The 13,521-nt window shown below is 38.3% G+C and carries 16 protein-coding genes; 13 read left to right on the top strand and 3 right to left on the bottom strand.

What is annotated here, in order from left to right:
* The first annotated feature begins 45 nt into the window (after positions 1-45).
* Genes AC4E8C_RS15230 through AC4E8C_RS15215 form a run of 4 tightly spaced genes read left to right on the top strand, consistent with a single transcriptional unit; the run spans position 46 to position 4,459 of the window.
* Entirely contained in the window at positions 46-1,233 is a 1,188-nt protein-coding gene (locus tag AC4E8C_RS15230; protein WP_490207507.1) for an HpcH/HpaI aldolase/citrate lyase family protein, read from the top strand.
* The gene (locus tag AC4E8C_RS15225) at positions 1,184-2,560 is read left to right on the top strand and encodes a phosphoribosyltransferase family protein (protein ID WP_490207506.1); all 1,377 of its coding nucleotides are present in this window, start codon (positions 1,184-1,186) and stop codon (positions 2,558-2,560) included. The genes AC4E8C_RS15230 and AC4E8C_RS15225 overlap by 50 nt, the downstream gene beginning before the upstream one ends.
* Positions 2,535-3,653 (top strand): cysteine protease StiP family protein, encoded by a 1,119-nt coding sequence (locus tag AC4E8C_RS15220; RefSeq protein ID WP_490207505.1) that lies wholly within the window; start codon positions 2,535-2,537, stop codon positions 3,651-3,653. The genes AC4E8C_RS15225 and AC4E8C_RS15220 overlap by 26 nt, the downstream gene beginning before the upstream one ends.
* The gene (locus AC4E8C_RS15215; RefSeq protein ID WP_490207504.1) at positions 3,650-4,459 is read left to right on the top strand and encodes an HAD family hydrolase; all 810 of its coding nucleotides are present in this window, start codon (positions 3,650-3,652) and stop codon (positions 4,457-4,459) included. Before AC4E8C_RS15220 ends, AC4E8C_RS15215 begins: the two co-directional genes overlap by 4 nt.
* Here the strand turns inward: AC4E8C_RS15215 and AC4E8C_RS15210 are convergent.
* Entirely contained in the window at positions 4,456-4,701 is a 246-nt protein-coding gene (locus AC4E8C_RS15210) for a hypothetical protein (protein ID WP_490207503.1), read from the bottom strand. The genes AC4E8C_RS15215 and AC4E8C_RS15210 overlap by 4 nt on opposite strands.
* Positions 4,702-5,001: 300 nt before the next feature.
* Between AC4E8C_RS15210 and AC4E8C_RS15205 the strand changes: the two genes are divergently transcribed.
* The 6 genes from AC4E8C_RS15205 (at position 5,002) to AC4E8C_RS15180 (ending at position 10,717) form a co-directional block, all read left to right on the top strand.
* Positions 5,002-6,639 (top strand): YceG family protein, encoded by a 1,638-nt coding sequence (locus AC4E8C_RS15205; protein ID WP_490207502.1) that lies wholly within the window; start codon positions 5,002-5,004, stop codon positions 6,637-6,639.
* 3 nt (positions 6,640-6,642) lie between these two features.
* Positions 6,643-7,746 (top strand): toxic anion resistance protein, encoded by a 1,104-nt coding sequence (locus tag AC4E8C_RS15200; RefSeq protein ID WP_490207501.1) that lies wholly within the window; start codon positions 6,643-6,645, stop codon positions 7,744-7,746.
* A gap of 48 nt (positions 7,747-7,794) precedes the next feature.
* Positions 7,795-8,406 carry a TerD family protein gene (locus AC4E8C_RS15195; protein WP_490207500.1) on the top strand — a complete coding sequence of 204 codons (612 nt, stop codon included), beginning with the start codon at positions 7,795-7,797 and terminating at the stop codon, positions 8,404-8,406.
* A 307-nt stretch (positions 8,407-8,713) separates the two neighbouring features.
* Positions 8,714-9,292 (top strand): TerD family protein, encoded by a 579-nt coding sequence (locus tag AC4E8C_RS15190; protein ID WP_490207499.1) that lies wholly within the window; start codon positions 8,714-8,716, stop codon positions 9,290-9,292.
* Positions 9,293-9,434: 142 nt separating this feature from the next.
* The gene (locus AC4E8C_RS15185; RefSeq protein WP_490207498.1) at positions 9,435-10,229 is read left to right on the top strand and encodes a thymidylate synthase; all 795 of its coding nucleotides are present in this window, start codon (positions 9,435-9,437) and stop codon (positions 10,227-10,229) included.
* A complete protein-coding gene (locus AC4E8C_RS15180) occupies positions 10,226-10,717 on the top strand; it encodes a dihydrofolate reductase (RefSeq protein WP_490207497.1) in 492 nt (163 codons plus the stop codon). The genes AC4E8C_RS15185 and AC4E8C_RS15180 overlap by 4 nt, the downstream gene beginning before the upstream one ends.
* Before the next feature lie 79 nt (positions 10,718-10,796).
* On the opposite strand, the gene AC4E8C_RS15175 is transcribed toward AC4E8C_RS15180, so the two are convergent.
* Positions 10,797-11,072 carry a hypothetical protein gene (locus AC4E8C_RS15175; protein WP_490207496.1) on the bottom strand — a complete coding sequence of 92 codons (276 nt, stop codon included), beginning with the start codon at positions 11,070-11,072 and terminating at the stop codon, positions 10,797-10,799.
* 278 nt (positions 11,073-11,350) lie between these two features.
* Between AC4E8C_RS15175 and tatA the strand changes: the two genes are divergently transcribed.
* From tatA to AC4E8C_RS15160, 3 genes are all read left to right on the top strand, one after another.
* Positions 11,351-11,545, top strand: a complete 195-nt coding sequence (gene tatA / locus AC4E8C_RS15170; protein WP_490207495.1) for a twin-arginine translocase TatA/TatE family subunit — start codon at positions 11,351-11,353, stop codon at positions 11,543-11,545.
* A 164-nt stretch (positions 11,546-11,709) separates the two neighbouring features.
* Positions 11,710-12,462 (top strand): twin-arginine translocase subunit TatC, encoded by a 753-nt coding sequence (gene tatC, locus AC4E8C_RS15165; RefSeq protein ID WP_490207494.1) that lies wholly within the window; start codon positions 11,710-11,712, stop codon positions 12,460-12,462.
* 155 nt (positions 12,463-12,617) lie between these two features.
* Complete coding sequence (locus AC4E8C_RS15160; protein WP_490207493.1) at positions 12,618-12,743, top strand: hypothetical protein; 126 nt, start codon at positions 12,618-12,620, stop codon at positions 12,741-12,743.
* A 113-nt stretch (positions 12,744-12,856) separates the two neighbouring features.
* Here the strand turns inward: AC4E8C_RS15160 and AC4E8C_RS15155 are convergent, their stop codons facing one another.
* The gene (locus AC4E8C_RS15155) at positions 12,857-13,186 is read right to left on the bottom strand and encodes a helix-turn-helix domain-containing protein (RefSeq protein ID WP_490207492.1); all 330 of its coding nucleotides are present in this window, start codon (positions 13,184-13,186) and stop codon (positions 12,857-12,859) included.
* Positions 13,187-13,521: the final 335 nt, after the last annotated feature.

Here is a 13,521-nt window from a genome sequence, read left to right as displayed (position 1 = left end):
GTCCGTCTCCTCTATTTTTTATTTTTAAAAAGGGAGAAAGAGTTTATGGAGTTTTTTACATATTTTTACGAGGATGAAATTAGACGGTATTTCTTTCGTAAGCCAGAGAAGTTTACTAAATACACAAACCGTGAACTTCTGTCGTATGGGTTAGGTGCCACACTTTATATGCCAGCTACCCGTCCAAATATCCACCAAGAAATTCTTTCAAAGAAGCATGAAGGGTTAACATCATTAGTTATCGATCTAGAAGATGCTGTAGGTGATGCAGAAGTAACAAGAGCAGAAGGGATGCTTGTTGGGGAAGTAGTAAAGTTAAATGAGGAAGTAAAAAAAGGGTTTTTAAGTTTCGAAGATTTACCGCTTATGTTTATTCGGATTCGAAACCTTGAACAATTCAAACGGGTTACAGAACAATTGGGGACGGCAACAAATCTATTAACCGGGGTAGTCCTGCCTAAGTTTAGTGCGGAGAATGGCGAAAAATTATTAGAAGTGGTGCGCCAAATTCATTCAGAATCGCATCCTTTTTATGCAATGCCTATTTTAGAATCAGCCAGGGTCATCCAAAAAGAAACTAGAATAGAAGAATTGATGAACATTAAGCATCTTCTCGATCGCTATAGCGATTATGTTTTGAATGTTCGGATAGGAGCAACGGACTTTAGTGGATTGTATGGGATTCGCCGGAGCGTGGACACTACCGTATATGATATTGCCGTACTAAGGGATTGTATCGCTGATATTATCAATGTCTTTCAACGGTTTGATCGCCCATATGTGGTATCGGGTCCAGTCTGGGAATATTTTTCTTCTCATAATAGGATGCTGAAACCTCAACTCCGCCAAACCCCATTTCGTGAACGATATGGGGATGAAGGGCTAAAGTGGAGAGCCAAATTAATAGATGAAAATATGGATGGTTTAATTCGTGAGGTTCTTATGGATATTAGTAATGGTATTACAGGAAAGACCATTATACATCCCTCACATATAAAAGTCGTACAGGCGCTTAATGTGGTTTCCTACGAAGAATATTGTGATGCTAGAAATATTATCAAAGCAGGCAATGGGAATATAGGGGTTATGAAAAGTGACTTCGCAAATAAAATGAACGAAATTAAACCACATTTTTATTGGGCTAGTAAAATACTTTTAAAATCACAGCTTTACGGGGTGTTACATGAAGAATATACAAACATTGACCTTATCAAAAAAGAAGTATACGTTTAGCATCTTAGACTCTATTGATGTGGAGCTAGAGGTAAATGAAAGTCCCTATCAGATTCCGATGGATGAATTATTTACGATGGCGGCCCGAATTAATAAGAAGCGCTCCTTTTTGTTTGTTAGTAAAGTACTAGGGAAGCATTTGCCGATCGACCCTAATAAGGGCTTATTGATTGGTGCTCTTCTAGCGGCTAGATATGTTGAAATGGTTAAGGGATTAGAATGTTCGGAAAAAGATAAAATATTATCGTTATTTCTTGCGGGTGATTCTTTTACAAGTCAAGCGTTTATTCCAACAAGCATTAATCCTGTTGTCATTGGTTTTGCCGAAACAGCCACTGCTCTGGGACATGCCTTTTTTGAAAACTTCAAAGCGGCTGATTTCTTTCATACCACTAGAGAAGACATTAGGGGACTGCATCCCGAAATAACCTTTGAAGAGGAGCATTCACATGCGACCTCCCATCGCTGTTATATCCCTTTAGACATGATTGATCATCATCGAGAAATTATCCTGGTTGATGATGAAATCACTACTGGTAAAACAGCAATAAATATTATTCAATCCATTCAAGCGAAATACCCAAGACAAGAATACACCGTTGTCAGTATTTTAGATTGGCGCTCTAAGGAAAATAAGCAGAAGTTTTCTTTACTTGAAAAGAAACTAGGTATCAAAATTAATGTAGTCAGCCTTTTATCTGGTCATGTACAAGTGAACCAACGCCGTGAAATAGAGGAACGGACTATTCATGAAAGGATGAACGAACCTGGAGATTCCCAAATAGACATACTTAAGCTTGGCGCCTTTTTTACAGCTACCAATTATACTTCTAGGCAGGTAAAGGCACCATTTATATCAGAGACTGGCCGCTTTGGTATGTCGAGCCTTGAAAACAGTTCTATTCAGGGAAGTATTTCTGCTGCTGCCAAGTACTTAAGACAACAAAGGACAGGTCAAAAGACCCTTTGCCTTGGTACTGGTGAATTTATGTATTTGCCGATGAAATTAGCGGCTGAAATGGGTAATGGCATCTATTTTCAATCTACTACACGAAGCCCAATCTTCATTGAAAATAAGGAAGGGTATGGGGCAAGATATGGGCTGGATTTTTTCAACCCTGAGGACCAAGACGTTCCTTATTTTGTTTACAATATTCCACCGGGACATTATGATGAATTATTTATCTTTTTCGAACGGGAAATAGATCACGAGCAGCTGATGCCAATGCTAAGCGAACTAGGAAAGACTGCGATTAAAACTATTAAAATCGTCTTTTTTTCGATAGACAGAGGTGAAGTATATGCAAAAAATCAACAAACCAGCTAAAATAGGAACCTATCATGAGGATGATGTTCTATTCTTATTAAAGGATTTAAGTGAAATTAAGCTGGAAGACTCAGCTGTTAATCGGGAGTCGAGAATCCAATCTGGAGGGCATTATAGTGAATCCTTGCCGATTGAATATCAGCCGCCAAAGGAGTATGTGGATTTATTTTGGGAAACTCTGCATGTCTATAAACAAAAAATGGCCTTGTGTGTAGGGATAGTGGCAGAACAAATCTATCGGATCAAGGGGAAGCAAACTGTTCTCGTTTCACTTGCAAGGGCAGGTACTCCCGTTGGAATTTTAATTAAAAGATATATTAAAATGCGTTACGGCGTTTCCCTTCCCCATTATAGTATATCGATTATACGCGATCGAGGAATCGATGAAAATGCGCTCCAATATATTATTAATGAACATCCGGAAGGTAGGATTCAATTTGTAGATGGCTGGACCGGCAAAGGAGCCATATCGATTGAATTAACGAAGGCTTGTCAACAATACGAACAGAAATGGGGAATTAGACTTGACGATACACTCGCCGTCCTTGCCGATCCCGGCTACTGCACTACCCTTTTTGGAACAAGGGAGGATTTTTTAATCCCGAGTGCTTGTCTAAACTCGACCGTCTCAGGGCTTGTAAGCAGGACTGTCCTAAATAAGCAGTACATCAGTAAGAATGATTTCCACGGCGCTAAGTTTTACCAGGAGTTACGTGATGCGGATGTTTCAAATGATTTTATCGACTTGATTACCTATCAATTTTCAGTTATTTCGAAGGAAGCCTTTGCCATTGCCTCTGAACAGGGCAAGGAGAAGATCGAAGCAGAGTTTTTAGGGATGGAGGATGTGAAAAATATTCAAGGTGAATTTGCCATAGAAAACACTCATTTTATAAAGCCGGGTGTAGGGGAAACAACCCGAGTCCTTCTTCGCCGTGTACCTTGGAGAATATTATTACGTGATCCCTCTAGTCCATATGTTCAACACATCTTGATGCTTGCAAAAGAAAGAGGAGTCGAAGTAGTGGCATATCCCAATATGAAATACTTATGCTGTGGGTTAATTAAATCCGTTAAGGGGATGCAAGCATGATTTTTGCTTCTGACCTTGACCGGACATTAATGTATTCGAGACGGGCCCTGGAGGATCTTGGAGGATTTGAGGGGATCAACCTCAAACACGTTGAACAAAAAGACGGCAAATGGATTGGATACATGACAGAAAGCTCCTTTACTTTATTAAAAGAGCTCTCCTGTCTTAGCTTATTTATTCCAGTAACCACAAGGACAACAGAACAATTTAACCGATTCGTTATTTTTTCAAGAGAGATTCCCATTAAATATGCCATAACATCTAATGGTGCAACCATCCTTGTACAGGGAAAACCCCTGGTCGAATGGTCTAAACATATAGAGAAAAGTTTACATTCAGAGTCTGTTTCACAACCAGAATTGCTTTCTATTATCAATAGGGAAGAAATACACCTGGATGGGGAAAAGAAGCAGGCCGAAAGCTTATTTTTCTATTACATATTAAATTGTCTCCCAACTGCAGCTGAGCTTCAGGTGATTCAAGAGGTTGCAGCCATCCATGGCTGGAGGATTTCCTTGCAAGGGAGAAAGCTCTACTTCATTCCTAAGGCTATCAGTAAAGGAAGTGCGCTAGATTATATTTGCCAGCTTGAAGGGATGGGAGCGTTTGCAGGTGCAGGTGATTCAATCCTTGATTGGGACTTTCTGCAGAACTGCCAATACCGTTTTGTGCCAAACCACGGAGAGCTCGCCAGCTTGCTAACAAAGGTGTCAGGCACCAATAACTATTTTCTTACTGAGAATATAGGAGTAAAATCGGGGGAAGAAATTCTCCAGCAGTTTCATAATTTATTAATTCATGCTTAACCTTTTTTTACTTTTCGATTAACGATAAAATGGTAAAAACAGGAAAATAAACTGTAGCTTGCTAAAAAGAATAGGATGGACATGGATAGTGAATGGAAGACTGGAGTTAAAAGCAGGGTAAAGACCATGCTGAACACGAATAAATCTAAATAGATAAATACGTCTGAAACCATCACTTCCATCAGTAAATTTAATTCTTCTTGAACATCTTCGATTCTTGGACGTTTATATAAAAATCTCATTCAGGTCACCTACTTAACTGTCGTATTCAAATAGTATGTAAGGACAGGGTAAAGGGTGAAAAAAGCAAGGTGAATAGAAAATAATGAAACATTTTTTTAGGACATACGTATAAACAAATGAACCAATTAATTAACTGTGATATGATGATAAGGAAACCTTACATAATTTGCTAGTAGAAAAGGAGAGCTTCCATTAGCGCGACAATGCATACCGTTATTCGTGCGAAGGAGTGAACAAATCTTCGGTTTGATTCTTTTTTTCTAAATAAAGCTTTCGCTTATAGAGGGAAGGGATTATGAATGTATCCAACATTAAATCAGTTAAACGTCCGTCCTGTATCCCTTTCATTTGAAAATTGGCAGGGCATGCTGAAGAAATCACTGCCTGAACGGCCAAATTATTCAGTGGAAAATGGAACTATACAAATTGGGCAAGTGGTAGGAAAGTTTTTAGGAACTCCGATTGATACGGATGACTATTATAACCAGCTGTTTGATTATGTTCACAATAAGGAATGGAACTTGAATCTACTCAGCGAAGAGTCGCTTGATAAAACAATTAATAATATTCACTTTCAGGCCATTCAAAAAGTCATCAATATTAATAATGAACAAAAGCTGTCCATTAATCGCTTTACGGCCTTTCTGGATGGGGAGCAGCTAATATTAAAATCAAAGGTGCCAGTCATTCATCGGAAACTTAGAGAAGCGATGATTGCTACACTCGAACTATATGCAATGGAGGAACCGACAGGGCTAAAGAATCATGAGCTAAGACGTGTTCTAGTGGACATAGTCAAGTGGTCAATCAACCATTTACAATCACAATTAGAGCAGGCTGATCCGCAAAAAGTAATGCCGAAGTTTTTGTGGTACGGGGACTTCAAAAAGAGTCATCAATATTTTTTATACTATTTAATCAAGCTTGGCTGTGACATTGTTATTTTTCATCCAGAAGGTAAAGATATTTTATCAGGAGTAATGGATGAGCAAATTTTCACCCATCAATATCCCAATCAACAGCCTGCTGAACCGTTCCCAAGGCAAAAACGCAGTCGGAAAACGACAGTTGCCTACCGAGCCTCAAAAGAGATTGAGACGATTCTAAATCAAGAGGGATCGGGTCTTTACAAGCCTTGGCAGCTAAGGGACTACACTCCATCGTCGATTACGTTGAAAACGACCTATGATGAGTTATTTATTTTGAGTAAAGAAATTGCGATGGTTCGCCCCGATTTCTTTGTAGGGAATGGACAAGTTAAAATACCGTCTGTTTTTGCAAAAGTACAAGGAGTTAGTAAAAACCGTAAAGAATATTGGGACAGACTTCAATCGCTCAGTCAATTGGAACATAGTTTATTAATCAGGAGATTGCCCTATACCATTCCAAACACGAGTGATTTCCGGTTCCATTATCGGAATGCACTTGGAAAGGATGGACTAGTGGTCCCAGAAAAAATGATGCAAGCACATTACTGGCCCTATTCCTTCTTAGCAAACGGTTTACAAAAAGGCATTGCCAGTGCTGTCAGGAGAATTTGTGAAAAACCTGGTTTAAAGCCTTTACCGACGGAAAGTCCTGAGGAAGTGAAAATGTACTTATTCACTCAGGCCATGTTTATGCCAAAAAATATTATTCAATTGATGGAAAGATTTGATTATTCCCAGCATGTTCCGAAATTAATTATTTACAACAACGAAGCAACCGGACCTTTATCAAGGTCGGATGCGGCACTGCTGCTGCTTCTTAATCAATTTGGAATAGATATCATCTTGTACAATCCACCAGGGCATAACGATATCGAAAATTATCTTGATGACCGTTTGTTTGATAAACACTGGCTTGATGATGTTGTATTTGATTTAGAATTTAAAGAGCCTTCACTCTTCAAAAAAGGGCTTTTACAAGGAATCTTAAAAAATTTAAGGGGAGATTAAACAGTGAATTTATCACCTAATCCATCCAACGGTTTAACGCCTGCAGGCACAGGGGATGTCCTGACAGAAGCAAAAGTATCAGATATTAAACTGGCGCTTCGTAAAGAACCAGAAATTCAAAATTTAGCCCGCAGTATTGATGAGCGCGACCAAATTCAAATATTGGAATTTGGAAAAGAGCCAGCGGTACAAATCTCTCGTTTTTCAGATCAAATCTTAAGTAATATGCGGACAACCAAGGTAGAAGATTCAGGTGAACTCTTGAAACAGCTTGGCCGCATTATGGATAAATTTGATGCTAAGGATTTCCAAAAGACATCAGGAGGGATTTTCGGCAAGCTTTTTAAAAAGGGCGAAAAAATGGTTGAAAAGCTTTTTGGAAAATATCAGACTATGGGTTCCGAAATTGATAAGGTATATATTGAAATTTCGAAATATCAGCATGAGATGGTTGATTCTACCACCATGCTGGAGCAAATGTACGAGCAAAACTACCAATATTATTTAACATTAGAAAAATATATTGTTGCTGGTGAATTAAAGGTGGAGGATTTGAAAAATAATCAACTTCCCCAGCTGGAAGCACGTGTTGCTTCAGGAGATCAGCTGGCTTCTATGCAGTTGGATTCCATGAAGAATGCGATTGAACTATTAGAACAGCGGATTTACGATTTAGAAATGGCGAAAATGGTTTCGTTACAGACAGCACCGCAAATTCGTTTATTACAAAGAGGAAATACGAAGCTGATTGGAAAAATTAATTCGGCTTTTGTAACAACGATACCTATCTTTAAAAATGGGTTAATTCAAGCGGTAGCGGCTAAAAGACAAAAGCTAGTGGCCGAATCCATGAGTGAACTCGATCGCCGGACGAATGAAATGCTCCTTAAAAATGCCCAGAACATCTCCCAGCAAAGTACCGATATTGCAAGACTTGCCGGTGGTCCAAGTATTAAAATTGAGACGATTGAAGAATCTTGGAATGTTATCATCAAAGGAATGCAGGAAACACGAGCGATAGAAGAAGAGAACAAACGCGCTCGAATTGAAGGGACAAAACGTCTAGAACAATTGCAGGAAAACTTCAAGAAAATAAAACAATCATAATAACTAGTTTGTTGATGATCTACTAAAAATCATATGAGGTGAATGAAAATGGCGATTAATTTACAAAAAGGTCAACGTGTTGATTTAACAAAAGGGAACCCAGGACTTTCAAAAATTTTGGTAGGATTAGGCTGGGATCCCGTTCAAAGTGGAAAGGGCGGCGGTTTGTTAGGCGGGTTATTCGGCGGCGGCGGAGGTGCCAATGTGGACTGTGATGCTTCCGTGATTATGCTTGGTGCTAATGACAGACTTCAAAACAATAAAGATGTGATTTATTTTGGGAACTTAAAAAGCAATGATGGCAGCGTCCAGCACTCAGGCGATAACCTGACGGGTGATGGAGATGGCGATGACGAGCAAATCGTGGTCGATTTGAGCAGAGTACCGTCACATATTCAAAAGCTTGTATTTGTGGTCAATATTTATGATTGTGTTAAAAGAAAACAGCATTTTGGGATGATTCAAAATGCGTTTATTAGAATTGTGAATCCTAGCAATAATCAAGAATTAATCCATTATAATCTTTCGGATAATTATAGCGGGCTGACATGCCTGGTAACTGGGGAAATTTATCGCCACGGAAATGACTGGAAATTTGCAGCAATTGGCAGCGGTACAAATGCTGCCAGCCTAAGTGAAGTCGTTCGTTCGTATAGTTAAATAAGAAAAGCGTAAGCGCCCTGGTCAGCGGCGTATGGCCTGGAGCGCTCCAACTGAGATAAGGTGAAACTTCAATCAGCGAATGTTTTTCTCGCTGATTGTTAGTTGAACCGATCGGGTTCTTACGGGCAGTTGAGAATCTACTGCCCGTTAAACGCGATAAAGGAAACACGAAGAGCCGGAGGCGCATTCGTGCTTGACTTATCGTAGGGCGGAGAGCGAAGGACACTAGCCGCTAGGGCGCTGGAGCTGGACAATCCTCAAAGTTGAAAATTTCGCATAATTAGCTCAGTACGAGGTGATCTAAATGGGTATTAACTTAGCAAAAGGGCAAAGAATTGACTTAACAAAAACGAATCCTGGTTTAACAAAGGTCATTGTTGGTCTAGGCTGGGATACTAATCGTTACCATGGCGGGCATGACTTTGACTTGGATGCTTCTGCATTTTTAACAGATGCCAATAGTAGAGCGCTTCAGGACTCTGACTTTATTTTTTATAATAATCTAGTCCATCCGTCAGGAGCAGTCGAACATACAGGTGATAACCGGACAGGTGAAGGGGACGGGGACGATGAGCAAATTATAATTGACTTTAGTAAAGTTCCTTCCCATGTCCACCGAATTGCGATTACCGTGACCATTCATGATGCCGATGTAAGGAATCAAAATTTTGGTCAAGTTTCTAATGCCTTTGCACGGGTGGTTGATGAAGAAACCGGACGAGAGATTTTACGGTTCGACCTTGGTGAAGATTTCTCAGTAGAGACAGCAGTCGTGATTTGTGAACTGTACCGTCACAATGGTGATTGGAAATTTAACGCTGTTGGCAGTGGCTTTGCCGGCGGATTGGCCGCACTTTGCCGAAACTTTGGTTTAGAGGTTTAACGTTTATTGGGAGAAGCTGCAAACTTAGCAGCTTCTTTTTCAATATAATCCCCCCGCATTCCTGTTCTTTGTATCAATTTAATTAAATGCAAATCTAGGTTTGTGATAAAATAAAAAGAACGTAAAGATAGGAGTGTCGAACTTGAAACAATATTTAGAGCTATGTGAGCATGTATTAAAAAATGGTAACGTAAAGGGTGACCGGACAGGTACGGGAACGATTAGCACTTTTGGTTATCAAATGAGATTTAACTTAGAGGAAGGTTTCCCGCTTTTAACAACGAAAAAGTTACACTTAAAATCGATCATTCACGAATTATTGTGGTTTTTAAAAGGAGATACGAATGTTCAGTACCTTCAGGAAAATGGGGTGCGGATCTGGAATGAATGGGCTGATGAGAATGGTGAGTTGGGGCCAGTTTATGGACACCAATGGCGTTCTTGGACAGGGGCTACTGGAAAAACCGTTGATCAAATCAGCGAATTAATAGAGCAAATTAAGACAAATCCAAATTCACGCCGGTTGCTTGTTAATGCTTGGAATGTGGCGGAAATCGATGATATGGCCCTGCCGCCATGCCACTGCTTGTTTCAATTTTATGTAGCAGATGGGAAACTGTCATGTCAGTTATATCAACGATCTGCAGACGTTTTCCTTGGCGTCCCGTTTAATATTGCATCCTATGCGCTGTTAACGTTAATGATCGCACAAGTATGTGATTTAAAACCAGGTGAATTTATTCATACATTTGGAGATGTCCATATTTACCAAAATCATCTTGAGCAGATAAAACTTCAAATGGGACGGGAACCACGAAAATTACCAATTTTAAGAATTAATCCAAACGTACAAGATATCTATTCTTTTGAGTATGAAGATTTTACATTAGAAGGATATGACCCACATCCACACATTAAAGGAGTAGTGAGTGTATGATCTCCTTTATCGTAGCTATGGATAAAAATCGGGTAATAGGGAAAGAAAATCAACTTCCATGGCATTTGCCCGAGGATTTGAAGTTCTTTAAAAGAGTAACCATGGGCCACCCTATCGCCATGGGGAGAAAAACCCATGAATCGATTGGGCGTGTTCTGCCCGGAAGGGAAAATATTGTGATAACCCGCCAGTCTGACTATAGATGTGAAGATTGTACCATTTTTAATTCAGTTGACGAGTTTGTAAAGGAAAGTCGGGAGCGAAATGATGAAATCTTTGTGATTGGCGGCGCAGAAATTTTTCGAGAGACTTTTCCATATGTAGATCGATTATACATTACATACATAAATGAAACCTTTGACGGGGATACCTTTTTTCCAGAATTTAATTCTAATCAGTGGGCCTGTATCTCTACTGAAAAAGGGATAAAAAATGAAAAAAACCCTTATGATTATGAGTTTAGGATTTATGAACGGAAGACTCAGTAAGGGAGTCAAGGGATGGTAAACCTAAAATGAGCACCAGTAGATGTCCAACTGGTGCTCATTTACTATTCCCAAATTAGTTTCACAAATATGTTCCGTTACTTTCATACTCTGCCATTTTTTTTAGCATACCTCTGAATTCTTGTGGATGGCAAAACTCTTCCTCATGGAAATGAGATTTCACCCAAGCAATTAATTCATTGGGACTATTGAAGTATTCTCCACTTCGGTCACTTTTACGAATGGTATATCTTCCATTGTCATCATCAATTGTTACCTCAACTGGCATGGCACTATCATAACTGCTTAGTGAAAATTCCATCATCATCACATCCAATTCATTGGTTTTAATTTTCATTAGTATATGTCTCTATTGTTCAAATTATATGCAATAAAAATTCTGTTGTCAAAATATTTTAAAAATTTAATTAACAATTCAAACATTGACTTAATCCATTGTAATTGATAAATTGTCTATAGTACTAGTGGGAATGAAAATGCTAAAAGTCACATATAAGTAATTTTTATGTGATTATGTGAAATTACTATGAATTATTGCTAAAAATTAACGCAAAAGGATTTATCAATACTATAATCATAGTAGTAATATACAACAATTGAAGGGGATGTAAATCCATGTTCTCAAATATTGGAATACCCGGATTAATCTTAATATTAACACTTGCTCTAATTATTTTTGGACCAAAGAAACTTCCGGAAATCGGTAAAGCTTTCGGTCAGACGTTAAAAGAATTCAAGAAATCAACCCGTGAACTTACGGATGATGTGATGGAAGATATTAACGAAGAAAAGAAAAAATTGACTAAATAAGGTGTAAGATTTTATGTCTTGCACCTTTTTCTCTCGAAGTTTATAACTATAATGATGCGTGAAACATGGTAATCTCACTTTGTTAGTAGCTTACATTTCCATTACTGACTGTGAGTATGATTCGCGTTCTTTTTTTCAACCTTTGAAATTGGCAGGGGAAGTACATGGAAGATAAAGAATTAAATTTAGTTGATCATTTAGAGGAATTACGAAAACGAATCATTATTTCTGCTCTGGCATTTGTGGTCTTTTTTATCGTGGGTTTTATTTATGTTGACGATATTTATAAATGGTTTGTCGGCGATACGAAGCTGCTCGTTCTCGGACCTAGTGATATTATGTGGATTTATTTCATGCTTGCTGGTATTGTAGCTATTGCAGGCACCATTCCTGTCTTAGCATTGCAAATATGGATATTCGTTAAGCCAGCATTAAGGCCTGTTGAAAGAAAAGTCACTCTTTCCTATGTTCCTGCTTTATTCCTCTTATTTATTTGCGGTCTAGCATTTGGGTATTTTGCAATATTTCCAATGGTACTAGACTTTTTGGTGAATATGGGACAGGATATGTTTGTCACCAATTTCACAGCAGAACGATATTTTAGTTTTATCTTAAATATGACCCTTCCATTCGGGGTATTGTTCGAACTTCCAGTAGTTGTCATGTTTTTAACTTCACTGGGTATTATAAATCCGTTTGTCTTGGCAAAAATCCGTAAGTACGCTTATTTTGTTCTCATCATCATTGCGGTTGTCATTACACCACCGGACTTTATGTCTGACTTTGTCGTAACTTTGCCACTCTTGCTTCTATATGAAGTAAGTATTAATTTATCGAAGTTCGTTTATCGAAAACGATTAAAGAAGCAGCAAGCAGAAGAACAAGAAGAAGAAAAAGAAGAAGTAGTCGAAGCATAAATGAAGTCCCAAAAGACCTTAAGAAACTTAGTTTCTTAAGGTCTTTTTTATGGGAACAAATCCGTCGTAAAAAGCATTATACTTTAGCAGCATCTGGCTACCAAAATGAAGCTACCATGAAATAAGTATTAAAATACTATAAAGGGGAATACGTGATGGCTGATGAAGAAAGTATCCCTGAAGCTGATGCATTTCTAACTGTTGGAGGGAATTCCCTGAGGGCAAGGATGCAGTCGAGATCGGAAGCATTATTGGCAAAGGAAAAGGACAATTGCTTTTAGAAACTCCGCTAGGTTCCAAACGGCTATTAACGAGATTATCTGGAACGATGTTTCCAAGGATTTGTTAAGAAAAGGCCCTCATTCGGCAGAAATGGAATGGGGGCTATGCTGTTTTATTTATTTTGGTCATTCATCCATGCTTGGAATTTTAAGAAATTTATATATTCCATAAAATCTTCTTTTCCAATTCCCTCCTCCATCGCTTTCTTGATTAATCCCCTCCACTCATCATCCAAATCACAAACACTCTCCCCTTTTAACAAGTACTCAATGCTAGTGTTTAAAGGGATGGCAATTTTACTTAAAAAGTTTAGCGAAGGGTTCTTCTGTAATCCCCGTTCAATCTGGCTTAAATACGATTTTGATACATGAGCTAGCTTAGCCAGTTCTGATATTGTAAAGCCTTTTTTCTTCCTCAACTCCTTAATTTTTTGGTCAATCATAGCCTCTTCTCCTTTGGCTTCGAATCACAATCTTTCTCGATGCACAATTACATTATAGGGCACTATTTTTTCTTAATAAAGAACAAAATATTATGTAATATTTTTGAAATAAAATTTTTAGTGTGAGCGGTAAGGGAAGATATTAGTTAGCGATATTAACACTATTATTATATTGATAAATAAAATGTTACTGAAATCCTGACAAACTAGGTTGTCTGCTTTAATTAGCTTTAACATCTAATAAATGTTGATATTATAAGGAAAATTAAGAATTAAGAATAAAGTTTCTCCTATATCGATGTTATTTTTTTATAAAAAAAAAGCTATCGTGAGGA

The organism is Neobacillus sp. SRL179, from assembly GCF_984799095.1.
This window is presented reverse-complemented; position numbering and strand designations above follow the sequence as displayed.

Excerpts from the sequence above, each read along its gene's own strand:
- AC4E8C_RS15230 (WP_490207507.1), top strand. The coding sequence starts at position 46 with ATGGAGTTTTTTACATATTTTTACGAGGATGAAATTAGACGGTATTTC.
- AC4E8C_RS15210 (WP_490207503.1), bottom strand. The coding sequence starts at position 4,701 with ATGAGATTTTTATATAAACGTCCAAGAATCGAAGATGTTCAAGAAGAA.
- tatA (WP_490207495.1), top strand. The coding sequence starts at position 11,351 with ATGTTCTCAAATATTGGAATACCCGGATTAATCTTAATATTAACACTT.
- AC4E8C_RS15180 (WP_490207497.1), top strand. The coding sequence starts at position 10,226 with ATGATCTCCTTTATCGTAGCTATGGATAAAAATCGGGTAATAGGGAAA.
- AC4E8C_RS15225 (WP_490207506.1), top strand. The coding sequence starts at position 1,184 with ATGAAGAATATACAAACATTGACCTTATCAAAAAAGAAGTATACGTTT.
- tatC (WP_490207494.1), top strand. The coding sequence starts at position 11,710 with ATGGAAGATAAAGAATTAAATTTAGTTGATCATTTAGAGGAATTACGA.
- AC4E8C_RS15155 (WP_490207492.1), bottom strand. The coding sequence starts at position 13,186 with ATGATTGACCAAAAAATTAAGGAGTTGAGGAAGAAAAAAGGCTTTACA.
- AC4E8C_RS15175 (WP_490207496.1), bottom strand. The coding sequence starts at position 11,072 with ATGAAAATTAAAACCAATGAATTGGATGTGATGATGATGGAATTTTCA.
- AC4E8C_RS15205 (WP_490207502.1), top strand. The coding sequence starts at position 5,002 with ATGTATCCAACATTAAATCAGTTAAACGTCCGTCCTGTATCCCTTTCA.
- AC4E8C_RS15190 (WP_490207499.1), top strand. The coding sequence starts at position 8,714 with ATGGGTATTAACTTAGCAAAAGGGCAAAGAATTGACTTAACAAAAACG.
- AC4E8C_RS15195 (WP_490207500.1), top strand. The coding sequence starts at position 7,795 with ATGGCGATTAATTTACAAAAAGGTCAACGTGTTGATTTAACAAAAGGG.
- AC4E8C_RS15160 (WP_490207493.1), top strand. The coding sequence starts at position 12,618 with ATGGCTGATGAAGAAAGTATCCCTGAAGCTGATGCATTTCTAACTGTT.
- AC4E8C_RS15215 (WP_490207504.1), top strand. The coding sequence starts at position 3,650 with ATGATTTTTGCTTCTGACCTTGACCGGACATTAATGTATTCGAGACGG.
- AC4E8C_RS15220 (WP_490207505.1), top strand. The coding sequence starts at position 2,535 with ATGCAAAAAATCAACAAACCAGCTAAAATAGGAACCTATCATGAGGAT.